This is a genomic window from Pseudalkalibacillus salsuginis, from assembly GCF_021646685.1.
Taxonomy (GTDB): domain Bacteria; phylum Bacillota; class Bacilli; order Bacillales; family Fictibacillaceae; genus Pseudalkalibacillus; species Pseudalkalibacillus salsuginis.
On sequence record NZ_JAKJHW010000008.1, the window covers coordinates 98358 to 123636 of the forward strand.

Sequence of the window (25279 nt, forward strand, 5' to 3'; positions counted from 1 at the left end):
GTATAAAAATTTTGTTTCGATGAAGTGATGTCTAGCTCCAACGCCCAACCACTTGGATCACTTCAGTCCTTCGTGGCTGATCAGATAATGAAGTAGGCTTTCTTAAGATGTTAAAATTGCTTTATCGGTTCTTTTTTTTTCGTATCGCCTGGCGATATAACTTGCAATTAAAGTTGAAAACCTTCATATTTAATAGAGAAGGAGGCCCGATATGCGACGCGATATACAACCAAATGAACGAGCATTCTCTACTAAAGAAGTTGCAGAAGAAGTGAATATTGCCACTCCTACTGTCCGAAAGTATGGGCAGATCTTAGAACGGAATGGATACGAGTTTTTGAAAGATGGCGATCGACGTATCTTTGTTCAAAGTGACATCGGAGCGCTTATAGCGTTACGCGATACGGACAAGCCCCTTGACGAAACGGCTAAAGACCTTGTGTATCAACAAAGAGAAAATTTGAAAGTCTCTAATGAAACAGAGATAGCGATATCCGATACATATAAAAATGTGCCGCATGACCCTAATCAATTAAAAGAGGTCTTAATGTATGTCGTCAATGAACTCGCAGCTACACGGGAAATGAATGTCCAATTGACAAACGATATGTCACAGCTTAAAACAACAGTTTCACGACTCCAGCAAGATCATCATGCTATAAGTTCTAATATCGGGAATTCAGCTCAAAAAACGAATGCTAAAATTGAAAATTTGACCAAGCAACAAAATACTTATTACGAAACCTTATTAGAACAGGAAAAACATCATTATGAAGAATTGCTGCAACAAGAAAAGCAAAAAAGTGAACTCTTACAAAAAGAAATACAAAGTATGAGGGAAGAGCAGATAAAAGAATGGCGTTCACAAAATGATTTTAATAAACGTTTAGAAGATGCGATACAAAAACCTAAAGGAAAACGGAGCGGTTTATTCTCTTTATTCCGAAAATAAGTCAGCTATTGTATATATTTACCAAAAGTAGATGAGGGGTTCAATTTAAATTCATTGGAAATACATGTAAGCGATATGCGCCATTCATAACCTATGACGGTTTAAAAAACAGAAATCATCCTTATTGAGCTGGTCGAGAAATAAATGGTCGGTTCTTTTTTTGTGTCGTATCGCCAGGCGATATGAATCGATGTTTCTTTGTTTTCAATCTTACATCGTGGTACTTGTAGCGTTACGCGATACGGACAAACAAGTCCTTTAAGAATTCATGCGTAACTTGTTTATGGCGATACCCGATACAAATGTGCCCCTGGGACTGTAATTAACAAAGATTCTTAACGGTGTCTTTTTTTGTTTGTATCGCCGGGCGATATACTAAAGGGGACAACACCGATATTCGAAATTTCTATATTCCGACAATTAAGCACCATTTTCTTAAATCACAACAATTTCCCGAGAAATATCTACAAATTTTGAGTACATATCGAAAAAAATAAAACGGTGTTGAAGTAACTTTTTCGATAAGTCCTATTGCTGAAGAAGTAAAAAAGATTGATTACTATGAATAAAATCGTTGCTGCAATCAAAAAATTAACCATTGTAACCACCTCATATTTGTATTATCCTTTTTCCTTCACACTAAACTTCATTTTTTGAAGTGAAGGATAAGTAAGAAAGAAATACTGAAAATAAAGTTGTTACTAGGTCAAGTTTTCGACCACATAGTAAAGATAATTAAGATGGATAAGACATACTGATGGGATTGTCCATCCCATCTTGATCCAAGGCCGAACCTCTTATACCCCCTTTTAAATATTTTCTGCATAAAGATTAGACTTCTGGTTAATCTATGACTGTATTTAATTAAAATCCCGATATTAGGAGGTTTCTTATGTTGAACAAAAAGTTGATCGCCGTTCTTTTTACAATGGCACTTGTTTTTACTTCACTTGGGGCACCGGCATTAGCCACCGGTGACGATGATCGTATTATGAATGAGGATAATGGAGACCGAATCGGCACAGGTGTCCGAACAAACCAGGACAATGACAGGGTTGGCATTCGTGATGCTGATGACCGTGTTGGGATTCGTGAAACCGGTGCTCCTAGAGATCGTAACTGGGAATGGATCGGTTTAGCAGGATTGTTAGGACTATTAGGGCTTAGAAGAAGAGAAGACCGTCGCGTAACAGACTGAAGAAGGATTTCCCTATACCCTTAATAAGGAGTGTAGGGATTTTTTTATGTGAAAAACATCTCGAAAAGCCGCAGGAATTAGCGATGGAATGATTTCTTTGAAAATCTTTAGAAAAATGGAAGCCATCATGCTCTGTGAGCCTGTGTTATAAAGGTTCATCCTTTTGTTTGAAATTCAGAAGCAATTTTCGTAAGGTGTATTCAGAATTACATGGGAGGCCTCAGAGGCATGGGAAAATACAAGAAATCTGATAGGGCAGAGACGAAAAAGCGCTGCCGATTGAATGAAAATGACATCAGAATGGCGAAGGAACTCGGTATGACACCAAAAAGTCTGATTAAAAAAGTCTGGATCAGGGATATATATGAAAATAAATTTGGAAAGGTACTTGGATCGTAATGAAGATGGTTGTACCATCTGGAAAGGAGGGAGTAAGGCGAAGCTGTAATATAAGGAAATCCGCATATAGACAAGCGTAAGCTATACTCTACACAAGAATGAGGAAAAAACAGCAATTACCCATTAATCGATCTCTACCAGGCCTGGTATTGGACGTATGAATACTATACTTACCCCCAACACAATTCGAGTTTGATTGAATTGTGTAATTCTTCAAACAATCGTATCTAAAACCTTGCCAATTTGTTACAATATGAGGGAAAATTTTTAAAAAACAAGGATTTTGTCTTATCATTCCGAAATTATAATGGATAGGATTTTTCTCAAATGTCCCAGACATGAACCCTGAGGAATTGTACCTAGCAGGTAAGGTTTTTCAGGGTTTTCAATAAATGGTTTTGATGATCAAGGCGGCAGGTAGATAACTAGAGGGGGATTGTATTCAATGTCAGCAAAAAGCATCAGATATGAGTCATATCATCCACAATTAGAAAAAATAGTGGAAAACGTAGAAAAAGTAATGGTTGGAAAGAGAAAAGCGACCGAATTAAGTATCATTTCACTATTAACTGGAGGACACATATTACTAGAGGATGTACCGGGTGTCGGAAAAACGATGATGGTCCGTTCCATCGCACAATCGGTAGGAGCAAAATTCAACCGGATCCAATTTACCCCTGATCTGTTACCTTCAGATTTGACCGGGGTTTCAGTATATAACCAAAAGAATATGGATTTCGAATTCCGTCCTGGACCATTAATGGGAAACATCGTCCTTGCCGACGAAATCAACCGGACTTCTCCTAAAACACAATCAGCCCTTTTGGAAGCGATGGAGGAGCAGAGTATTACAGTTGACGGTTTTACCCATCATTTACCAAAGCCTTTTTTTGTGATGGCGACCCAAAACCCGATCGAATACGAAGGTACATACCCATTGCCAGAAGCACAGTTGGATCGGTTCCTATTGAAAATCAATATGGGCTACCCATCTGCAAGTGAAGAACTTCAGGTCCTGACACGCAATGAAAGGCAACATCCGATCGAAAAGTTGACGCCTGTCCTCCAGCTTGATGATTTGCTTGAATTGCAGAATCAAGTCAAATCCGTCTATGTTGAGGAAACGGTAAAACAATACATCATTGATATTGTCATTCGTACGAGGAAACATAGTGGAATCCATCTCGGGGTCAGCCCTCGTGGTTCTTTAGCGCTCATGAAAACAGCCCAAGCTTATGCACTGTTGTTAAACCGGGATTATATCGTGCCGGATGATGTGAAGTATTTAGCACCGAATGTATTGTGCCACAGAATCATCTTGAAGCCTGAAGCCCGCTTCGATGGTTACACACCTGAGAAGATCGTCAATGAAATATTGGAACGTACGCCAGTTCCGGTGCTTAGGAAAGAAAAGGCATGATAAAAAAACAACTGGCTAAATATCGCACAACGTTCGGCATGATCGGTCTCGTTTTGCTGTTAGGAAGTTCATTTTCCTATGCGATGTTCCAGGGTGGATTCGTTAGCTGGTTTCTGTTCTATTCTGTACTACCGCTTGTACTTTATACAGTCTTCATACTGACATTCCGTTTATCCAGGATTTCTGTGGAACGTCATATTGAGAGCTCGAACTTCATTTCAGGAGAGGAAATGAAAGTCACCATCACGATCTACAGCCGATTTCCGATACCGTTGTTCTTTTTAGTGGTGAAAGATGGGCTCCCAAGACTGATGGCCCCCTATGCTGATGGTCAAGGATATAGCTATCAATCTCAGGCAAAAGCGCTGTTATTCCCTCTTTTTAAAAGAAGAGTGAGTTACGGTTATCTCGTCAAACCGATTCCACGTGGGATCCATCGTTTTAAATCTGTGTCATTGGAGACAGGAGATCTGTTCGGCTTCATTTCACAATCCGTCCAGATCCCCGTACAGAAAACGATCCAAGTCTATCCGAAGACGTATTCGTTGGCAGGATGGAATGTATTTGAAACCCATCCTTCTGGAATGAAAAGGGCTGGGAAGCAAGCTCACCAGGATTTCACATCGGCGGTCAGCATCCGGGATTATACACCTGGTGATAAGCTGAGCTGGCTGCATTGGAAGGCGACTGCACGCTCAAACAAGCTGGTTACAAAAGTTTTCGAAACACAAAGGAATGATGATTTCGTCATTTTTCTTGACGGAAGTCATCCAAGCTATGATCGGAATGGACAGCAGTCATTTGAGAGGGCTGTCTCCTTAGCGGCTTCAATATTGAAGTATTCGATCAGTAAAGGGACTTCGGTTGAATTCCATAGCGTATCTAAAGAGCATACGAACATGTCTTTCCAAACCGGTCAAAATTACGAAGCGAAGCTCATGTACCATTTAGCACAGATCCAGCCTGATACGAAAACACCACTTACGGACGTTCTGAAAAGGGAAGTCCATGAAATGTCAAAGGGTGTTACGGTGCTGTTGATCAGTCCGGACTTGTCTGATTCGTTCATTTTTACGATGGAACGCATGGCGGCAAACAAAATACAAACCATTTTCTTCTATATAGCAAAACAGAAAACACTATCGGATGAGGAAAAAAATCTGTTGACAAGGTTGCGTGCCCGAGAGATTACCGTGTATCCAGTGAATCATGATAACTTCGGTGAAGTTGTGAAGGCGGGTGTCAAAAATGCCACAGTATGAGGATAAACAGAAGTTCTCTGTCGGTTCGTTCTTGTTATATATGCTCGGGTTCTTACTGTTCTGGGAATGGTTGCGGCCTTTGTCAACGTTCACCGACACAGATTACTTATCGATTTTCGTCTTGTTTTCAGCTTTCCTATTTACGTTGTCTTACTTTGAATTATCAGTTTGGGTCGCTTTCCCGATCAAGGTATTAGCGCTTCTATATGCCTTGCATTCGATTTATTTTCCTGTTTCTTTCTTTGATTTTCAATGGATGAGCTATCTGATCAATGATTTATTCGGAAGTATGAAGCATGCTTTTGCTAGGGACTGGGATAGCATGAGCAGCATCAGCAGAACCTTTTTGTTCCTGATATTATTATGGCTGATCAGTTATTTGATGCACTACTGGCTGATTCAGGCGCGGCGAATCTTTTTGTTTTTCATCATAACGGTCCTTTATGTAACGGTTGTCGATACCTTCACAGTTTATGATGCGTCCAGTGCAATCGTCAGGACTGTCATCATCGGTTTTGTGCTTTTGGGGATTCTAAGGTTCATTAGGATCATAGAGTTGAAGGGATTCAAAGTCAATGAAAACCAATTCCCAATGATGTGGATTGTGCCCCTTGCGGCATTGATTGCCTTTTCGTCTTTTCTCGGCTATCTGGCCCCAAAAGCTGCACCGCAATGGCCTGATCCAGTTCCATTCATAACAGCAGTCGGCAACCAGTCAGATGAAGGGGATGGCCCAGGTAATGGTGGGGGAATCCAAAAGATCGGATATGGAACAAATGACAGTCGTCTAGGAGGCCCTTTCGTTTACGATGACTCGCCGGTTTTCATGACGACCATTGAAGAGCTGCATTACTGGCGGGTGGAATCGAAGGAAGTTTATACAGGGCAAGGCTGGAAAACAGAGACTGCAGAACCTCAAAGCGAGTCTGTCAATCCGGATGATGTGTCACTCGATTCCATTCATGCAGTCACATACAATGACAATGTACGTTCAGAAGAGTTGACGGCTGAAGTAGAGGTATTACGGAATAACTCCTACCCGTTCGTCATTTTCCCTGGCGAGCTCCAGTCAATTGAAACTGAAGAAGACCGGATCTATCAAATGAATACGATCACGAACAAGTTGATGACATTCGACCAGGCTGAAGAGTCGGGGCTAGGGGAATATACAGTCAATTATAAAGTTCCCCAGTTTTCAGAAACGTTGTTAAGCAACAGCAGTACAGATTATCCGGCTGAAATTACGGAACGGTATCTTCAGCTGCCGGAAGATCTTCCTGAGGAAATTCAGAGTCTTACAGAAGAGATTGTCGCTGATGAAGATGATCCTTATGGGAAAGCGAAAGCTATCGAACGATATTTTTCCAGGAATGGATTTTCTTATAATACGACGGATGTGGCTGTTCCGGGCAGTAATGATGACTATGTGGCCCAATTCTTGTTCGAATCGAAGCTCGGCTATTGTGATAACTTCTCGTCTTCAATGGCCGTTATGCTCAGAACAATCGGCATTCCGACACGATGGGTAAAAGGATTTACCCGCGGGGACTATGAACAGACTCTGCAGGATGGACGGCGTATGTATCAGATCACGAATTCTAACGCCCACTCGTGGGTGGAAGTCTATTTTGAGGGTGTTGGCTGGGTACCATTCGAACCGACACAAGGCTTCCTGGACTTGCCTAACTTTGTATCTGATTATGAGGACAACACATCAGAAACAGATGTGCCAGAAGAACAGGATGAACAGAATGAACAGGCGCGGAATACCGAGGATTCTTCAGGTTCAACCGGATATCAATTCCCGATTGACCTTGATAAAGTCCTTACGTGGTTGAAGTGGGGTTCATTATCACTTCTGATCTTGTTGGTAATTTCAGGAATGTTCGCATACTTGACCCGTAAAAATTGGCTGGACAAATACTTCCTGTGGCGTTTCAGAAAACGTAAGGATGATGAGCATGTCTTTGATGATGCTTACCATCGCTTGCTCTGGTTGCTTGAGCAATATGGGATCAAGAAGCGGCCACACCAGACTTTACGGGAATACGCCCTTGAGGTGGACCGTTATTTGGATACAGGTGATATGCGAATTCTGACGAAGAAATATGAGCACACCCGCTATAGTAATCATGCACGTCAAGTTGATTGGGAAGACACGAAGGAATTGTGGGAAAATTTAATTAAAAGGATACGACCTTGACCGCGTCATAGGCGACTGTTAGAATAAATCCATATTTTATACGGAAAACTCTACTCCCTTCATATATGTCCGGGAATATGGCCCGGATGTTTCTACCAGATCACCTTAAATGATCTGACTATGGAGGCAGGCCTGTTTGTGCGTGTCAACCAGAACCCTGCCTTCATTGGTTTGGGTTCTTTTACTTTGTTTTTAGGCTCTGTTATTCTTAATGGTTGATTTTCGCCTCCACGGGCGATCCGCAAGATTCCTCACTTGCACAGGATATGCTGGCTTCAAGGTTCCCCACAGGACGTTGTGTTTTTTAGTCGAAGATCCTTAAATTACAGTTCACTGAGGGTCTCGTCTGGCTTGCTTTTCCTGATGGGGATATGTGGCGAAATCAAGCTTTAGCGCAGAAGTTACCCTTATCATTAGGCAAGAAATCAACAAAAAAATTCAACTAAGCCTAGTTTTAAAATAGAAAAGCCTGAACGACGAGGGAAAGTATGATTCTGGGATTATTGACAAACTAAATAATAGATCCGTAAGAGAGGTGGCTGACATGAATACAACTGAAGAAATGATTATTGTACTGGATTTTGGCGGCCAGTACAATCAATTGATTACAAGACGTATCCGTGACTTAGGTGTATACAGTGAACTTCATTCCCATAAAATCACGGTAGAAAAAATCAAGGAGCTGAACCCTGCTGGAATCATCTTCTCAGGTGGCCCCAACAGTGCATACACACCAGATTCACCAAAATGCGATGAACGAATTTTTGATTTAGGTATCCCGGTCCTTGGGATTTGTTACGGAATGCAATTAATGACGCATCATTTCGGCGGCAAGGTTGAAAAAGCGAACCACCGGGAATACGGTAAAGCTTCCGTGGCATTACGCCATTACAATGAATTGTATAAAGATTTACCAGAAGAACAAACGGTATGGATGAGTCATGGTGACCTTGTCGTTGCACCTCCTGAAGACTTTCAGACCGATGTGACGAGCCCTTCCTGTCCTGTAGCGGGTATGAGCGATCCATCCCGGAACCTTTACGGTGTCCAATTCCACCCTGAGGTAAGACATAGTGAATATGGAATAGAACTGCTAAAGAACTTCGTCGTCAACATCTGTAAATGTAAAAAGATCTGGTCGATGGAAAACTTCATTGAAGATGAAATCGAGAAGGTCAGAAAAATCGTCGGGGATAAAAAAGTCCTTTGCGCGCTTAGTGGAGGAGTCGACTCTTCTGTTGTCGCGGCACTTATCCATAAAGCGATTGGCGACCAGCTTATTTGTATGTTCGTTGATCACGGGTTACTGCGAAAAGGTGAAGCCGACAGCGTCATGAAAACATTCGGTGACTCGTTCAATATGAATATGATCAAAATCGATGCGAAGGACCGTTTCTTAGGGAAGCTGAAGGGTGTAACGGACCCAGAACAGAAACGTAAAATCATCGGGAATGAATTTATCTATGTGTTTGATGAAGAAGCCTCTAAACTGGAGGGAATCGACTATCTGGCACAAGGTACACTCTATACCGATATCATCGAGAGTGGAACTGACACAGCACAAACGATCAAATCACACCATAATGTCGGCGGATTGCCTGAAGATATGCAGTTCCAATTGATCGAGCCGCTGAACACTCTTTTTAAAGATGAAGTACGTAAAGTCGGAACGGAACTCGGGCTGCCTGAAGAGATCGTCTGGCGTCAACCGTTTCCAGGTCCAGGGCTCGGTATTCGTGTTCTTGGAGAAGTGACGGAAGAAAAGCTGAAGATTGTCCGTGATTCTGATGCGATTTTGCGGGAGGAAATCAAGAATGCAGGTTTGGACCGTGAAATTTGGCAATACTTCACTGCGCTTCCGAACATGAGAAGTGTAGGGGTAATGGGGGATATGAGGACCTATGATTATACGGTCGGTATCCGGGCGGTAACTTCCATTGACGGGATGACTTCGGATTGGGCCCGAATTCCATGGGAAGTCCTAGAACGTATTTCGAACCGGATCGTAAACGAAGTAGATCATGTGAATCGTATCGTATATGATGTCACCTCTAAGCCACCATCCACAATCGAATGGGAATAAACGAACAATAATACTTTTAAATCGATTAATGTTCGTGTTTTTGTTGACATATTTCGTCAACGCCATTACACTGATAAAGAAATAATAAAGATAACGTCATCGTATAATGTCGGGGATAAGGCCCGAAAGTTTCTACCAGGCTACCGTAAATAGCTTGACTACGAGGGATGAATCAATAGGACAACCTATCATTGGATTGGCCTGTTCCAACCCTTGTCGTCAAAGCTTCAGGTATCTGCCTGAAGCTTTTTTTCTGTTTTTTTCGGTGCCAGGCACCTTTTTCAAACCCTTGGTACACACGGGTTTTGAAAAAGTGCCTGGCACTATCTGAGAAGGCTTGGTACTCAAGGGTTTTGAAAGTGTACCAGGCACCAAAAGAAAAGGGGAGTGTTTGGGGGATGGATCGTTTTTTTGGTTTTAAGGAATATGGAACAACTTATCGAAAAGAGTTCATTGCAGGTTTGACCACGTTTTTATCTATGGCATATATTCTATTCGTCAATCCCGCGATCCTTGGAGATGCCGGGATGGACAAGGGGGCTGTCTTTGTAGCGACAGCTCTTGCTGCTGCAATCGGTTCACTTGTTATGGGGCTTTTGGCAAACTATCCGATTGCCCTTGCACCAGGAATGGGGCTTAATGCCTTTTTCACCTATTCCGTTGTCATGGTCATGGGTATTCCATGGCAGACAGCACTTGCAGGTGTTCTTGTTTCTGGATTGGTTTTCATCGTCATCACCGTATTGAAGATCAGAGAGACGATCATAAATGCGATTCCGCAGGAATTGAAATATGCTGCCGCAAGCGGTATTGGATTGTTCATCGCTTTCATCGGCTTACAGAATGCAGGAATTGTCGAGAATAACGATTCCACCTTGGTACAGCTAGGGAATTTGACAAGTGGTGATACACTGCTTGCCATCTTCGGATTGGTCGTCATCGTCATTTTCATGGTCCGTGGGATCAAGGGCGGTATCTTTTATGGGATGGTACTTACAGCTATCGTAGGTCTTATTTTTCAACAAATCCCACTTCCGTCTGGTATTATCGGTGCGGTTCCTAGTTTAGAGCCTACGTTTGGTGAAGCGGTCAAACATTTGAATCAAATCACGACAATCGATATGCTGGTCGTCGTGTTGACATTCTTGTTCGTCGACTTCTTTGACACGGCAGGTACACTGATGGCGGTTGCATCTCAGGCAGGATTGATGAAGGACAACAAATTGCCGCGCGCAGGACGCGCACTTTTAGCAGACTCTTCTGCTACAGTAGTCGGAGCCGTATTGGGAACCTCTACGACAACCGCTTATATTGAATCTTCTTCAGGGGTTGCAGCCGGTGGGCGAACAGGATTTACTTCCGTTGTGACAGCAGGCTTTTTCTTATTAGCTCTGCTATTTTCACCATTGCTCGGTGTGGTCACACCGTCTGTGACAGCACCGGTATTGATCATTGTGGGAGTATTGATGGTCGCTGTACTCGGCAAGATTGAGTGGCATCGGTTCGAAATTGCAACTCCAGCATTCTTGACGATCATTGCCATGCCATTGACATACAGCATTGCAACAGGGATTGCACTCGGATTCATCATGTATCCAATCACGATGCTTGTAAAAGGAAAATGGAAAGATGTACACCCGATCATGTATTTCATGTTTTTCATCTTCATCTTGTATTTTGCATTCCTGGCATAGGCGCAATTGAAAAGCATCAAGGGATGGCCGTCTGATGAATGGCCATCCCTTCTTTTAAAGGATAAGACAAAGTATAAAATTTTGGTCGCGGTGAAGTGATGTCTAGCTCCACCGCCCAACCACTTGGATCACTTCAGTCCTCCTGCGGCGGTCGACACGCAGAACCGAACTTTGTTTGATCCGAGCCTCCTCGTCAGACTTCCAGTGACCTTCGTGGCTGATCAGGGCGTTTGCGCTTTTCTTGTATCCGTATGGACCTGCTGCAATCAAAGCGGCAAGTCCGTTTTTTTTAGACTAATTCACCAAGATATTTTTGTGCGAAAAACGCCGAATATTGTTACCGGCATTCAACTTTATAAACATCTCTTTGTGTCTGAAAGAACGTGATATTAGACCTATGAAAAGTCGTTTAACGAAAATATTTGTAACAATATAGAAATATAAAAATTTTCATAAATTTACATATATAAGCTTATAAAGGCTTTCCTTAAACGAATTATCATATCTAAATCTGCCAAAAGGATAAGATCGGACAAAAATCTCCGCAAAGGTCCTTTTTACTCTGATACTGTCCCGAAAAGTATCTTGAATTCAAGATGTTGGTTCTGAAGGATCAGTTTAAAACCATATTTTGACATTTTTGTTTTAAAACCTACTTTGACGGGTGTGGCATTGTTTGGTAGTTTTTCCTTATGATATGAACATTTTTTGTCATTTCTACACTAATTTCACGAGTGACTTGACCACCCAGTCGATTTGTTGGAGGATGTTTCACTATGAAACTTGTAATTGATGAAACGTTAGGGAACTTTCAAGTAGAAGATTTAATCATTAAACCAGTAAACACAAAGTTTGGTCCTAAACCGATCAAGGAAATCATCCAGGATAAGGAATCGAAGTCATTGTCCAGATCTCTCGGAATCACTCCATTCAGCCAGTTGGAGCAGATCCGCTTTTTCAGAAATTTATCTGATACGCACGAAATCTTATACTTCTATGATCCAGCCTATACCGATATCCAATTGATCCGGAGGCTTCAGAATTGGTTGTACCCAGATCAATCATTAAACTGTTACCCAATCCTACATAACCGTGCGACACTCTATATGCTGCTCGATAAATTATCTCGAGAGAGCCATGAATCTTCATCCACAGTTACCAATCGTATTGCACAATACAGCAGTACTACCCAAGAATGGATCATTACCCCCGATCCTAAAGCCTTTTATAAAAATCAAATACGCTCCATCTATAAAAAGAAAAAGAAACCATTCAAACTATTGGTTTCTGAAAAGGGCAAAGCGAAAATTGAAGAAACGGGCAGTCTGGATGAACTGGTCGACAGTGTGGTGAGCCGTGATGATGTCCTTTCGTCACAAACATGGCTGGTATCGAAAGGCCTTTCAAATGATTTATCCGTAAAGGATCATATAAAACATTATGAATTAGAAGAGTACAATCTACCTGTTAATGTACCCTTTGTACATATAGTAAACCAACCTACCTTAAATTGATGGAGTGACGAAGCAATGATCGATGCTAAGAGAAAAGCATTCATTTTTTTGGCGATTGCATTCATTTTAGCTGTTGCAGCTGCAGGATTTATCATCAACCAGATCCAAATGGCGCAGGATTCCCTGAGCGCGACAGTAAAAGTTGCCGCAGCGGCAAAGGATGTCCAATCGTATACCTCACTAGAGGATGGCGACATTACATGGGTGGAGATGCCGAAAACAGCCCAAGTGGATTCATTCATCCAGCGATCAGAAGATTTGGATGATTCCATAACCGTTGTCAACTTGAAAGAAGGAGATCTGGTCACAAAAAGTGTAGTCAGGAAAAAGATTGATATTCCTGCTGATCATAGAGTGGTCTGGCTGAACCCTAGCGAAAATGTCCTTATCGACCAGGGGGTAGCTGAAGGGGATTTGGTAGATATCATATCTGTCATGGATAACAAAGAAAAAGGGGTCATTACAGAACGGCTTCTGCAAAGTGTCCGTGTCGTCCAATTTGAAGAAAAGAGTGAAGGCCCCCCTGCAATCAAAGTTTCCTTACCGGTGAATGATGCGGAACGATTGATCCATTCACAAAATGCAGCCAAACAGATCCGGGTCTTAAGGGTCAACCAGGTCATGGAAGACAATAATGCAACACCGGATGCCTCAGAAGAAACTTCTACAAAACCAAAGCAAGAAGAACAAAAGGAAGCACCGACACAAAAAGAGGCAGAAAAGAAGCCTGATGATGCTGCAGCTGACAAACCGAATGGTGAAAAAGCAGAAAAACCAGAAGACAAAAAAGACGAGAAGCAGTAAAGGAGAAGATGTCCGGTGAGTCAGTTGAAAGCCTTGATCATAACGACGAATCAAACGATAAAACAATCTCTGATAGATATTCTGGGGGCTCATGGAATTGATTCGGAGGTAAACGAACAATGGAAACGTTCGTTTTCAAATTTGAATCAATACAACTTCTACTTCATTGATCGTGAAGCATTGAAACAGGCGGAAGGTTTTACAGCACCTGTCTCCAGCTTTCTGATCGGGATCACTTCAGAGCGCTCTTTTGAAGAAGGAAGAGAGTGGATGAAAGCCGGGGCTTATGATGTGGTCGTCTATCCTGAAGAGCAATCGAGATTGAACGATATCATCCAATCTTCAAAAGAAAAAGTGAAGAAACAACAGGAAAGTTTCGGGGAAGTCTCTGTAGGCGGCGGGCAGGTTGATGCCTTTTACAGTGCGAAAGGTGGCAGCGGGAAGACGCTGTTAGCTGCTATGACAGCCCAATCTTTACAAATCCATCAAAGTAAACGGGTCATTTTGATTGACCTCAGTGCTCAATTCGGGGGTCTAGAGACGATTTACAGCGTAGAAACAGATCGATCGTATATAGACCTTCAACCAGTTTTGAAAGAACTGTCTTTAAATCATATCGAGAACGTGGCCACACGGGATGAAAAGACCGGCAACTATATTCTTTTAGGGCCTAGAAACCCTGCTAAAGCTGAAGATATCACTGAGGAATTGATAACGAAGATCATCAGGACGTGCAGGACGCATTTCGATCATGTCATATTGGATCTTCCGACGACGATCAACACGGTCAGTTTCACAGGATTAAATGAAGCGACACAGATTCACTATGTACTGAACCCTGACAGCCTTTCCTTGCGTTGCTACAAATACGCCATCGAATTATTTGAGCGGTTTCAGCTTGGAACGCGAGGGAACCTTTCAATCCTGTTGAACCGGGCCCATCCGAAAAGTGAATTGGGAGAAAAGGATATTTCGAAATTGATTGGAAAAGAATTGGATGCTACAGTCCGTTCAGACTTCTTTTCCTTACAGCCTTTTCTGAATATGGGAGAGAGCTTTTATAAGAAGGAGAAGGACAAAGGCCGATTCAAACCGGCAAGGGACATCCGTCTTTTTGTAGATAAAGTGTTGTTGGGATAAGGGGGTGAAGAGATATGTCCTGGTTACAAAAAGCGGCAGGAACGGCACCTTTGAATAAAATTCCGGAAAATGGCTGGGATGTTGAAACGGAACAGCAGGAATCGTGGGTACGTCATTATAAAAGTCGTCTGATCAAAGAATCCAACCTTGAATCAATTACAACATTGCCTGCCCAGGAACGGAAACAAACGATAGAACGATTAGTCAAACAGATGATTGAAGAAGAGAGAGTCATCATTCCACAAAATGAGATGGATCAGATCATCAGCCAGATCATCAATGAATCAGTTGGGTACGGTCCTTTGGAGGCGTTGCTTCAGGATGATTCGATTACAGAAATCATGGTGAACGGCCCCCGGGAGGTCTATATTGAACGAGGTGGTAAACTGGAACGGACGGATATCCGTTTCAAGGATAATCAACATATCCGTCATATCATCGATCGGATCATTGCGCCTTTAGGCCGCCGTATCGATGAAAGCTCTCCGATGGTGGACGCACGCTTGCTTGACGGAAGTCGTGTGAATGCGGTCATACCACCTATAACGTTGGATGGTCCCTCGATTTCCATCCGAAAGTTCAATAAGACGCCTTTCACCATGGAGGATTTGATGGAGTTCGGTTCATTCACCGAACGGATGGGAGAGTTCCTGGCGGCCGCAGTCCAGGCTAAACTCAACATCCTTGTGTCTGGAGGGACTGGGAGCGGAAAGACAACCTTGTTGAATGTCTTATCAGATTCGATTCCGCGCGGGGAAAGAATCGTTACGATCGAGGATATGGCTGAACTTCGATTTACATATGACAACCTGGTCAGGATGGAAGCACGACCTGAGAATATGGAAGGAAAAGGAGAAGTCACAATCCGGCAACTTGTAAAAAACGCGTTGCGGATGAGGCCTGACAGGATCATCGTCGGGGAGGTCAGAAGCTCGGAGGCGATCGATATGCTCCAGGCGATGAACACGGGGCATGAAGGATCATTGACGACTGTCCACGCCAACTCTCCAAAGGATGCTTTAGGAAGACTGGAGGCGATGGTCATCATGTCAGGGTTGCCGCTGACAGTCGATGTTATCCGCGGATATTTTGTCGGGGCGTTGGATCTGATTGTCCAGACCTCGAGACAGACCGATGGTAAGCGGAAAATCGTAAGCATCGCAGAAATCTTCGAGGAAGACGGAAAGATCGTCATCAAGGATATTTTCCGGTTTGTTCGTACGGGCGTAAGGGCAGATGGCAGTGTGAAAGGGCATTTTGAATCGACAGGTTATGTGCCGAAAGCATTTGAACGCTTCAAAGCTTATGGTATCGAGATCCCTGAATCGATGTTCTCGGAAGGGGTGCTCGCATGACAGGCGCATGGTTGCTTTTAAGCGGTGCATTGTTTTCTTTCATGCTTGCAATCTATTATTTCAAACGGTTGGCAACGGTTCAAAAAACATCCAAGAAAGCAGAAGAGTGGTTTAAGGACTCAGGTCAGCTGAAACGGAAAAGCTTCATCCTCCTGATCGGCGACAAATTCGATAACTCTGAGCTCGCAGAAGACTTGAAGAAGAAACTGATCCAGGCAAACACCCCCCTGCAGCCGTCTGAATACATGGGCATTTATATATTGTCGATCGCTGTCCTATGGTTTTTCAGTTATTTTGTACTCGGCCTGATCCTGTTCATGGGATTCTTGCTTTCCTATTTGATCACATGGCTGGCATCCAAATTATATTTAAGCTCCAGACAGAACAAACGGAATGAAAGCTTCAACAAGCAGCTTCCTGAAATATGCAGGATGATGTCCAATGCGGTCAAAGCAGGTCAGACCATACCCCAGGGGATCGAAATGGTCGGGAATGAAATCCAAGCACCTTCTGGTCCGGAATTCAAGAAGATGGACCAACAGCTTCGGTTGGGAGATGCTCTTGACGAAGTGATGAATCGATTCCGCGAGAGGGTATCCAGTAATGAAATCAATATCTTTGTAAGCACGATCTTGATCCAACGGAGAGTCGGGGGGAACCTGGCGGAAGTATTGGATCTGATGGCTACAACGCTTGAAGAACGTGCTCGAGTATATAAAGAGATTCAGACAGTGACAGCTGAATCGAAATCGATCGCTTATATCCTTGTCATCATGCCATTGTTGATGGCTGTGATGATGAACTTATTCATCAAAGGCTTCTTGAACGTCATCTTTACAACATTCGGTTTAATATTGCTCGCAGTATTCACCGGCATGATTACTGTCGCATTCGTCATCATCAAACGGATCACAAGGATAAGGGTGTAGTAAAATGAGCCCACAATTCAGCATTTATACCGTTCTTTTATTTAGTCTGATTTTACTTCTATTGTTGATTGGATTTGTTTACATCTACCTCTATGTAGGCAAAAAGCAGCGATTGATGACCCATTTGCAGGTATCCGGAACTAAACGGCGAAAACGGAGGAAATTCAGGGAACGGATTGGCGGACGGATTATCAAAGCGGCTGAGTATGCCGGACCGACAGGAATCAAATATCCATTTTTCTCGGATAAGGAAAAAGACGAACAGTTGATTGTCAGAGCCGGTAATCCGATGGGACTCAGACTTGAAAGTTTTTATGGTTTGAGGTTTGTCCTCGGGCTTGGCGCATTGGCATTTTCAATTTTGTATGTCTTTTTAGGGTTGCCTTTCGGGCTCATGCTCATAGTGCCGCTGCCATTAGCGGGATTTTTCGGTCCTAACCTCTGGCTTTGGATGAAAGCCCGTGACCGACAGGAACAAATCAGCTCGATGATGCCTGATTTCCTCGATACGGTCAGTGTCACCCTCCAGGCTGGAGTCAGTCTTGATGGAGCGCTGAAACAAGTGACGAAACAATTGACTGGTCCGTTAAGTGAGGAGATTGATCGTTTTAATCGAGAAATAGAACTTGGAGTCCCGAGAAGGACAGCTTATGAAAATCTGATCAATCGAAATTCTTCCAAAGAATTAGAGACGCTGGTCACCTCCCTTTTACAAGGGTCTTCACTAGGGGTTCCGGTATCTCAGACATTCAAGATACAGGCGGATGATTTGAGGGCGATGCGCGGGTTCAAAGCAAAAGAAAAGGCAGCAAAGGCCAGCCCGCAAATCACACTGGTAACGACGTTTTTCGTTGCACCTGCTGTGTTTTTCCTGATCATCGGATTGCTCGCTTTGAACGTCATTTATAATCCTGAAGCATTCGGTTTAGATACCTTCTTCAAGTAAGAAGGATTGAAAATAAATTTAAAAAACTAAAGGGGAGTTGACTCATGATGAGAAAAATGTATGAGAACCTGACAGTGACAATCAATAAATATGTTAACAATGAAAGAGGTGCCCAGGCACTTGAGTGGGTGGCACTCGGTCTAGTGGTGCTTGCCGTCATGGCGGCAGTGGCTACAGCAGTCCAGGGGAATGGAAGCAGCATTGCCAATGCAATCGTTGAAAAGATTGCAGAATTAATCGGGAAAATGTAGTCAGTGTGATGGATGATGAAAAGGCTCAGAACACTAGTCAAAAATGAACGGGGATCACAACTGATTGAATTCGTTGCTGTATTCCCGATGGTCATTCTTGCAATGATGATCATCTGGCAAATGGCGCTTGTCGCCTATACAGTCGTCGTAACGGAAGCAGCGGCTCGTGACGGCGCCCGTGCCGCTGCGGTTGAAGGGAATGCCGAAGAGGTTGCAAAACGTTCAGCCGGAAACCTGAGGCTGGAGAGCGTCAAGACGGAAAAAGGGGACGAAGACGTGACGGTTACGGTTGTCACTAAAGTCCCCACCGTTTCAATTCCATTTATAGGTCGGTTGGATTTCAACTTTGATGCAGATGCCACCATCCCAATTGAAGAAGGTCTTAAGGATTGATGAAGATGAAAAAGTATTTGATAAATGAACGGGGAAACGGCATGCTGCTTGTGATTGTCGGCATACTGATCGGCTCTATTTTCATCAGCTTCATGTTTTTTGATTTCTTCAATGTCTTCATTTCAAAACGGATCAGTCAAACGAGTGCGGATGCGGCAGTCTTGGCAGCTGCAAAAGAAGCAAGATTGATTTATGAAGAGCGATTCACTTCTGCGATTGAAAGTGAACTGGAGGATCTTCGTGAACTCTTTGATGATGAAAAAGAAAAGGCAGAAACTGAGGAGGAAGAAGGCGAGGAAGGGGAAGAAGAGCCCCCTCCAGATGAAGATACGGTGTTGGATCGTATCATCAAGGAGATGGAGAAAAAATACAGGAAAGTGACGATGCCTCCCAGTTTAAGGGAATGGCTGGAGGATCCTGATGCTGAAATCGACCCGGTAGAGGCTTTGAAGTACTTTTACAAGGAAGATGAACGGAATGAAATGGCATGTTCTGCGATTGCAGGTGACATGGAGAGGATCAGGAATGCAGCAGACGAATACGCCAGGAAAAACGGGGCCGATAGGAATGTACAGGTAGCATTCGATCAAAGCAAGTTCAGTATTTTTGTGGAATCTGAAAAAGATGGCAGCTATGTCACTGCTGATGACTCTTTGTTTGATGGTATTGACGCAGACGCTTCAGCGACAATTAAACGGCCGAAAGGGTTGGACATAGCATGCGATTAGGCTAAAGGGCGCAATGGACAGTTTCTAGGGGAAGAACCCGGGAGGAAATGGAATGGTTTGCAAAATGAATGACAGAAAAGGACTCATATTGACTTTGCTCATTACATTTTTCGCATTCCTCACACCTATGTCTGAAGCATATGCGAACATTGGGGAATTCGAGTATGACGACAGTGGTTTGACCCGTACTGAGAACGATGGTGTCGCCACCGGTGGTGAGGAAGAAGATGGCGGATGGTTTGGCTGGTTGGATGATTTTAAAAATGATGTTAAAGATTTGGGCAATGACATAGGCGACTTCTTTCAGCCAGCAGTCGATGCAGTAGGAAGTGCATGGGATTGGACTGCAGGGAAACTTTCAGATGGTTGGGATTGGACTGCCCAAAAGCTTTCGGAAGGCTGGGAAGCTACACAGAATGCTTGGAATGATTTTACGGAATGGACGAGTGACGTCTGGGCGAATACACCGGATTGGGTTAAATCGACCATTGCGTTTGTAGGTGTTGCAGCTGCAGTTGTTGGAATAGCCGTTGTAGGTATTATTTCAGCACCCGTTGCGATTGCGGCAATTATCGGGGCCGGGATTGCTGGCGGGCTCTATTATGCCCTGAATGGCGGATCTGACAGCTACAGTTTCTTAGGTGCTCTCGGCTGGACCTTTGGGGGTGCATTACTTGGGGGCGTAGGACAGGCAACAGGAGCCATAGGGGCAGGCTTCAGTTCACTTAGAGTGTTTGCGGGAAGGCAGTTGGCCGGTGTACGATTAGCTTTTGTATTAAACCGATTTGCAGCTGGAAGCGGATTGAGAGCAGGGCTGCAAGTAGCAAAAGGATTGGGAGCAGCTTGGATGAAAATCGGAGGACCGGCGGCTTTGGTTACTTTCGGTTCTCATATATTGAACTTTGCATTAACCGGAGATTGGAATCCTGGTGAAGTTATATTTGATACAGGATTTGCTTTTGCAACAGCTCCATTAGGCTTTGGACTGACAAAGGGGATATTGAATTCATTCAGGTCACTTCGAACGGTTGCCGCTCCGATCGCTGGAAGTGTGGCATTAGGTGGGTTTTCCAATGTAGCAATGCAATCATTCAAAGGAGATGCGACCGCAATGGATTTCCTGATCGGCTCAGCTGTAGGATTGACGTTCGTGTTACCTGATTCATTAGTTACTAAATTCGTAAACAACTCCGCTGTAAGTAACTCTTATGAATTTGTGAAGAAGCAATTGAGTGATATTCTTTCAAATAATATGGAAAAAAAGGTTGATCCCACTAGTAATAAATAATGTTATCAAAGGGGTAATTTATGAGTGACAAAACATGGCGCATTATACAGATATTATGTTATGTGATAGCTATAGGAGGTGGGTTGTTCGCAGTATATTCCACCTCTGAACCTGTGGGTGATGGTATTCGAAAAATGGTTGTAAGACCGTGGTGGTTTAATTGGGTAATTGGATTAGTCGTTTTATCCGTTTTTACTGTTGTATTCGTAGAAGTCCGCAGCAAGAATGGTGGCGTAATCAATGCAAAAGTGATTGGACAGACGATTCTTTGGATCGCCATTACTGTTGGAGGATTGATGTTCATCTGGTATTTGCGTGGGGATTTTAACTAATTGAGTAAACATGGAGTGATTATGATGGAGAAACGTGGATGGGCTATATTCCAATGGGCAGCAGGTGTTGCTGCCATTTTGATGATCATAGCGATGTTTGTACTAACAAGTGAAATTCAAGGCCAAAAACTGATGATGGTCCATCCCACTCCATGGATGTACGTGTTATTCGGATTATCGGTGATCGGAGTATTCTTATTCGTCGTCGGTCACCTTGCTAAAAAAAGAGAAGCTTTTGCAATCAATAAAAGTATTATATTGCAGGCTGTGTTATGGACGTCATTATTTTATGGGTTATTACTTGTCATCAATTTTTACTGAAGCAAATACATATCAGATAGATAAGCAGGAGGGAATCCAGTGTTACGTTCAACTCGTCTACATATGCTATTGTGCCTGTTAGTATTAGTTATCACAGCATGCTCGAATGAAAGCAATGGGGAACAAACGAAGGAAAAAGAAGACCCCGAAGAAAAATTAGAGCAAGAATTCGATTATCCTGAAGCTGCAAGAGATGCAGAAGGGATCATCGAACAAGGACCTGGGGAAATTGTGCAAAAAATCGAGGATCTAGAAAACATTGAGGATGATGAAAAGTTATACAAAGAATTAAAAGCAGAAGTTAAGACACTTCCAGATGATCTGTCCGCAGACCAACTCTATGATTTTCTCATCGCGAAATTCGCTTTTCCATATCAAGAACCAGCTGATGCTTATGACGAATTCGACCCTATATACAAATCACCAAGTGAAAGGAAAGAAGAGGAAAAACAGAAAAACATCGTGTTCCTGTTGGATTCGAGTGGAAGTATGGCTGGCCAAGTCAATGGCGGTGTGAAGATGGACCTCGCCAAATCGGCCTTGAATCGAGTGCTCGGCAACTTAGATCCAAAAACAAAAATAGCATTGCGTGTCTATGGCCATAAAGGAAGCAGCGATGATAAGGATAAAAAAGTATCTTGTGACAGCAGCGAGACCGTTTATGCTTTAAATTCATATGATGAAGGGATATTCCAGGATGCTTTGAAAGAATTCAAACCATCCGGTTGGACGCCGATCGCCACTTCTCTCCAATTGGCACAAGATGATTTTAAGGGAGCGACAGGCGATGATGTTGAAAATGTCATCTATGTGATCAGTGACGGTGTAGAGACATGTGATGGAGATCCTGTGGCAGCCGCAAAGGAAATCCATGAGTCTGATTTAAACGTGACGGTTAACGTAATTGGCTTCAATGTCGATTCGAAAGGTCAAAATCAGTTGAAAGATACTGCCGCAGCAGGTGGAGGAAAATATAAAGACGTCAATTCAAAAGCAGATTTAAATAATACCCTTAATGAGTTGATCAGTGATGCCAAAAAGGGGATTGATAAAGATATAAGTGACGCAAAAGCTGGCATTGATATCAATACATGGTATATGGACCAAAATAGCAGACTCAAAAAAATCCATGATACCTTCATAGATATATCCCGAACAGAGTCAGAAGTTTTGGAAAATATTGTGTTCGAACTTGATGACGAAGGGAAACTAAAGGATGGGATCTATACAGGATTGACTGACCTGATTGATGAACGTATGGAAGTCATGGAAGAATATAGCCGGGAGCGTAAAGATTCACTTATGGATGAAACGGAAGCCTCACACAAAAAAGCACGTGAAGAGCTGGAAAAGAAAAGACAAGAATAGCAATTAATCCATAGAGGGCTGAGACCTATAAAATGGTTCAGCCCTTCCTTATGATAATCTCTTGAAGAGGAGAGCCCTGTATGAAAAGATGGATGGCACATATCATATTAAGCTTGATGTTGATTTTGTCGGCTTGCAGTCCCCAATCTTCTGCAGATCAAAAACAGGAAGAATCGAAGGATGAATATTCTGTATTGGCTGAAGAGCAGAACAAGGAACAGGAGCTAGAAAAGATTGAGCTCGGACAATACGCAGAGGAGGTCGGGGCAACACTGTCCACGCCGAAATATCGATCCTTTCATGTGAATTCTTCTTTTACTGTAAAAGGTAAAGTGGAGGACACGAGCAAGTTCACTTCAAATTACGTCATGATCAAGGTGCAAAGTGAAAAAGAAGGCCCAGATGGTGAGGATGAATTCCAATACTTCACACCGATAAAAGATGGAAAGTTCAAACAAACGGTCCAGCTATTCAATGGAAAAGGAACATATGAAGTTTCAGTCAGCTTGCCAGATGGTCAAAAGGAGGATTATTTCAGAGGTCTAGCCGAATTTCAAGTAACGAATGTCAATCCGGTACTAAAAAGAGATATTTTGATACGAAGGTCGGCGCTGGAACACGAATTGAAACTCGAGGACCTTCCAGGCGGTTTTTTTGAAGAAGAAGAATTCTTTACATTGAACGGTACCGTCTCAAATGCTGAAATGATCATGGTAAAAGTGGATAAGGAAGATGAATCCTCCAAAGTCATGGTACCTGTGGAAAATGGAGAATTCACAAAAGAGATCCCACTCTTCTATGGAAAAGGGATACATAAAGCGACGATCATGACCCCGGATAAAGAGCGGGAAAATTATTATAATGAAGCGGCTGTCATACTCGTTGACAATCAGTCCGATAAGACATTTACGCCGATCCAATATTCAAAAGTATACAGGGACCGTGGATACTCGCTCGATCATCCGGTGGTCGGGGGTGAAGAAACAGGCGGATCTTATCGGATTCAAGGGGAAATAGACCCTTCTGCGCCGTATGCTGATCAGACAGAAGTCGTCTTCCTCAGTGCCAATAAAGGGGAAGACGAGGCCATGTACAGCATACCTGTTAAGGATTATAAGTTTGATGGTGAAGTCTATCTCCGCTTCGGTCCTGGAGAATACGAAGTGACTGTCTATGCCCCAGATTTTGAAGGATCCAACGGGAATTATCGAAAGTACAACGGACTTGCAAACTTCATGTTAAAGGGGACTGCCGAAGACAAAAGAAACCTGCTTCCATCCCAAGGAATCCAATCGGACCATCCTGAGATAAACTCCCTTGCCAAGGAACTTACAGAAGGAAGGACCGGTGAAAGGGAGAAGGCAAAAGCAATCTACGATTATGTCGCAAAGAACATTACGTATGATGTCGATAAGCTGAACAGCGAATCATTCGAATTCGATGACAGTGCCTTGAAGACGTTGAAGGAAGAGACAGGCGTTTGTGAGGATTACTCCTACCTTACGATTGCCTTGCTTCGTGCCGGTGGAATGGAAGCGCGTATGGTGACAGGAAGAGCGAGCTTTTCATTTGCACGGCATGCGTGGGTCGAAACAAAAGTAGATGGTGATTGGCTAGTCATGGATCCTACATGGGGAGCGGGCTACTTGCAGGATGACAAATTCGTCAAAAAATATACCGATAAATATTTTGACCAGAACCCCGAAGAATTTGATAAAGACCATACCCGGGAAGCGATACAGTACTAAAAAACGAAAGTCACTAATATCCTCCCTGAACCCTTTTTGGCTAGGAGTTAAGATCGAGCAATAAAGAATGATCAAGAATAAGACGCAGGGCTGTCCCATAAGTGTCTGACTCCCCACTGTTCCTGACAACACTTTAAGACAAAGCGTTATTCTGTTGGGTGGTATCTGACACTATTGGTTTTGAGCCCCTACTTTTCTGATTTGAATGGAGTCAGCCACCTTGCAATCATGGACGCAAATGGGACTCCCATGATAATGGCAAGGCAAATATGTATGACATCCGCCAGAGAACTATATGGAACAAAGACCTTGAATACGAATTTAATCAATTGTAGGAATCCGTAAAAGGATAATAAGAAAATCAGAAAATAGAAAATTCGATACATGGTTGCCCCCATTCCTTTGCAGCAATTTTTTACTATATAATCCATTCACTATCCATTCGTAAATTCCTTTTGTATCTTTTTTAAATTATGGTTGACCATCGTTATTTTTGATGTTATATTAGGTAAGTCGCTTCGGAACAGAGGCGGACAAAAGCCCTTTTAACAGGGAAACAAGCTCTTTGAAAACTGAACAAAAGCCAAGCGTGAAACGGGTCTTTTTTAAAAAGAACCCAAAATCAATTTCGATTTACATTTAATGAGCAATCAAACACTTTATTGGAGAGTTTGATCCTGGCTCAGGACGAACGCTGGCGGCGTGCCTAATACATGCAAGTCGAGCGGACCAACGAGGAGCTTGCTCCTCAGAGGTCAGCGGCGGACGGGTGAGTAACACGTGGGCAACCTGCCTGTAAGACTGGGATAACTCCGGGAAACCGGGGCTAATACCGGATAACATCTTCCTCTGCATAGAGGAGGATTAAAAGATGGCTTCGGCTATCACTTACAGATGGGCCCGCGGCGCATTAGCTAGTTGGTGGGGTAAGAGCCTACCAAGGCGACGATG

23 protein-coding genes, 1 rRNA gene and 2 riboswitches are annotated in these 25279 nt (G+C 43.1%); of the genes, 23 read left to right on the forward strand and 1 reads right to left on the reverse strand.

The genetic code is table 11. From position 1 onward, the window contains the following. Window positions 1-211: 211 nt before the first annotated feature. The 22 genes from L1611_RS17620 (at window position 212) to L1611_RS17725 (ending at window position 24328) form a co-directional block, all read left to right on the forward strand. Window positions 212-952 (forward strand): hypothetical protein, encoded by a 741-nt coding sequence (locus L1611_RS17620; RefSeq protein ID WP_236315025.1) that lies wholly within the window; start codon window positions 212-214, stop codon window positions 950-952. A gap of 892 nt (window positions 953-1844) precedes the next feature. After that, on the forward strand, window positions 1845-2150 hold the full coding sequence (locus tag L1611_RS17625; protein WP_236315026.1) for a WGxxGxxG family protein: 306 nt from the start codon (window positions 1845-1847) through the stop codon (window positions 2148-2150). A gap of 228 nt (window positions 2151-2378) precedes the next feature. Beyond that, window positions 2379-2549: a hypothetical protein gene (locus L1611_RS17630; RefSeq protein ID WP_236315027.1), complete on the forward strand. Its 171-nt coding sequence runs from the start codon at window positions 2379-2381 to the stop codon at window positions 2547-2549. Between the two features lie 445 nt (window positions 2550-2994). Next, window positions 2995-3969 carry an AAA family ATPase gene (locus tag L1611_RS17635; RefSeq protein ID WP_236315028.1) on the forward strand — a complete coding sequence of 325 codons (975 nt, stop codon included), beginning with the start codon at window positions 2995-2997 and terminating at the stop codon, window positions 3967-3969. After that, entirely contained in the window at window positions 3966-5231 is a 1266-nt protein-coding gene (locus tag L1611_RS17640) for a DUF58 domain-containing protein (protein ID WP_236315029.1), read from the forward strand. Before L1611_RS17635 ends, L1611_RS17640 begins: the two co-directional genes overlap by 4 nt. Then, the gene (locus tag L1611_RS17645; protein ID WP_236315030.1) at window positions 5218-7434 is read left to right on the forward strand and encodes a transglutaminase domain-containing protein; all 2217 of its coding nucleotides are present in this window, start codon (window positions 5218-5220) and stop codon (window positions 7432-7434) included. The genes L1611_RS17640 and L1611_RS17645 overlap by 14 nt, the downstream gene beginning before the upstream one ends. A 39-nt stretch (window positions 7435-7473) precedes the next feature. Beyond that, window positions 7474-7575: riboswitch (purine riboswitch) on the forward strand. A gap of 403 nt (window positions 7576-7978) precedes the next feature. Next, entirely contained in the window at window positions 7979-9517 is a 1539-nt protein-coding gene (guaA, locus tag L1611_RS17650; RefSeq protein ID WP_236315031.1) for a glutamine-hydrolyzing GMP synthase, read from the forward strand. Window positions 9518-9596: 79 nt separating this feature from the next. Beyond that, window positions 9597-9698: riboswitch (purine riboswitch) on the forward strand. Window positions 9699-9915: 217 nt separating this feature from the next. Further along, complete coding sequence (locus L1611_RS17655; protein WP_236315032.1) at window positions 9916-11211, forward strand: NCS2 family permease; 1296 nt, start codon at window positions 9916-9918, stop codon at window positions 11209-11211. Between the two features lie 776 nt (window positions 11212-11987). Further along, entirely contained in the window at window positions 11988-12725 is a 738-nt protein-coding gene (locus L1611_RS17660) for a hypothetical protein (protein ID WP_236315033.1), read from the forward strand. Between the two features lie 15 nt (window positions 12726-12740). Continuing rightward, window positions 12741-13529 carry an SAF domain-containing protein gene (locus L1611_RS17665; RefSeq protein ID WP_236315034.1) on the forward strand — a complete coding sequence of 263 codons (789 nt, stop codon included), beginning with the start codon at window positions 12741-12743 and terminating at the stop codon, window positions 13527-13529. A gap of 15 nt (window positions 13530-13544) precedes the next feature. Beyond that, window positions 13545-14669, forward strand: coding sequence for a CpaE/TadZ family protein (locus L1611_RS17670; protein WP_236315035.1), 1125 nt, complete (start codon window positions 13545-13547; stop codon window positions 14667-14669). Between the two features lie 14 nt (window positions 14670-14683). Next, window positions 14684-16024 (forward strand): TadA family conjugal transfer-associated ATPase, encoded by a 1341-nt coding sequence (locus L1611_RS17675; protein WP_236315036.1) that lies wholly within the window; start codon window positions 14684-14686, stop codon window positions 16022-16024. Next, window positions 16021-16953: a type II secretion system F family protein gene (locus L1611_RS17680; RefSeq protein WP_236315037.1), complete on the forward strand. Its 933-nt coding sequence runs from the start codon at window positions 16021-16023 to the stop codon at window positions 16951-16953. Before L1611_RS17675 ends, L1611_RS17680 begins: the two co-directional genes overlap by 4 nt. Window positions 16954-16957: 4 nt before the next feature. Further along, window positions 16958-17899, forward strand: coding sequence for a type II secretion system F family protein (locus L1611_RS17685; protein ID WP_236315038.1), 942 nt, complete (start codon window positions 16958-16960; stop codon window positions 17897-17899). 44 nt (window positions 17900-17943) lie between these two features. Then, on the forward strand, window positions 17944-18150 hold the full coding sequence (locus tag L1611_RS17690; protein WP_236315039.1) for a hypothetical protein: 207 nt from the start codon (window positions 17944-17946) through the stop codon (window positions 18148-18150). Between the two features lie 15 nt (window positions 18151-18165). Next, the gene (locus tag L1611_RS17695; RefSeq protein WP_236315040.1) at window positions 18166-18543 is read left to right on the forward strand and encodes a TadE/TadG family type IV pilus assembly protein; all 378 of its coding nucleotides are present in this window, start codon (window positions 18166-18168) and stop codon (window positions 18541-18543) included. A 5-nt stretch (window positions 18544-18548) separates the two neighbouring features. Then, window positions 18549-19271, forward strand: coding sequence for a hypothetical protein (locus L1611_RS17700; RefSeq protein ID WP_236315041.1), 723 nt, complete (start codon window positions 18549-18551; stop codon window positions 19269-19271). 52 nt (window positions 19272-19323) lie between these two features. Continuing rightward, complete coding sequence (locus L1611_RS17705; protein WP_236315042.1) at window positions 19324-20559, forward strand: hypothetical protein; 1236 nt, start codon at window positions 19324-19326, stop codon at window positions 20557-20559. Window positions 20560-20642: 83 nt separating this feature from the next. Then, complete coding sequence (locus tag L1611_RS17710; RefSeq protein WP_236315043.1) at window positions 20643-20891, forward strand: hypothetical protein; 249 nt, start codon at window positions 20643-20645, stop codon at window positions 20889-20891. Between the two features lie 24 nt (window positions 20892-20915). After that, a complete protein-coding gene (locus L1611_RS17715) occupies window positions 20916-21212 on the forward strand; it encodes a hypothetical protein (protein ID WP_236315044.1) in 297 nt (98 codons plus the stop codon). A 39-nt stretch (window positions 21213-21251) separates the two neighbouring features. Further along, the gene (locus tag L1611_RS17720; protein WP_236315045.1) at window positions 21252-22580 is read left to right on the forward strand and encodes a vWA domain-containing protein; all 1329 of its coding nucleotides are present in this window, start codon (window positions 21252-21254) and stop codon (window positions 22578-22580) included. A gap of 80 nt (window positions 22581-22660) precedes the next feature. After that, window positions 22661-24328, forward strand: coding sequence for a transglutaminase domain-containing protein (locus L1611_RS17725; protein WP_236315046.1), 1668 nt, complete (start codon window positions 22661-22663; stop codon window positions 24326-24328). A 188-nt stretch (window positions 24329-24516) separates the two neighbouring features. On the opposite strand, the gene L1611_RS17730 is transcribed toward L1611_RS17725, so the two are convergent. Beyond that, the gene (locus tag L1611_RS17730; RefSeq protein WP_236315047.1) at window positions 24517-24714 is read right to left on the reverse strand and encodes a hypothetical protein; all 198 of its coding nucleotides are present in this window, start codon (window positions 24712-24714) and stop codon (window positions 24517-24519) included. Window positions 24715-24987: 273 nt separating this feature from the next. Between L1611_RS17730 and L1611_RS17735 the strand changes: the two genes are divergently transcribed. Further along, window positions 24988-25279: ribosomal RNA gene (locus tag L1611_RS17735) — 16S ribosomal RNA — on the forward strand; the annotation flags it as partial.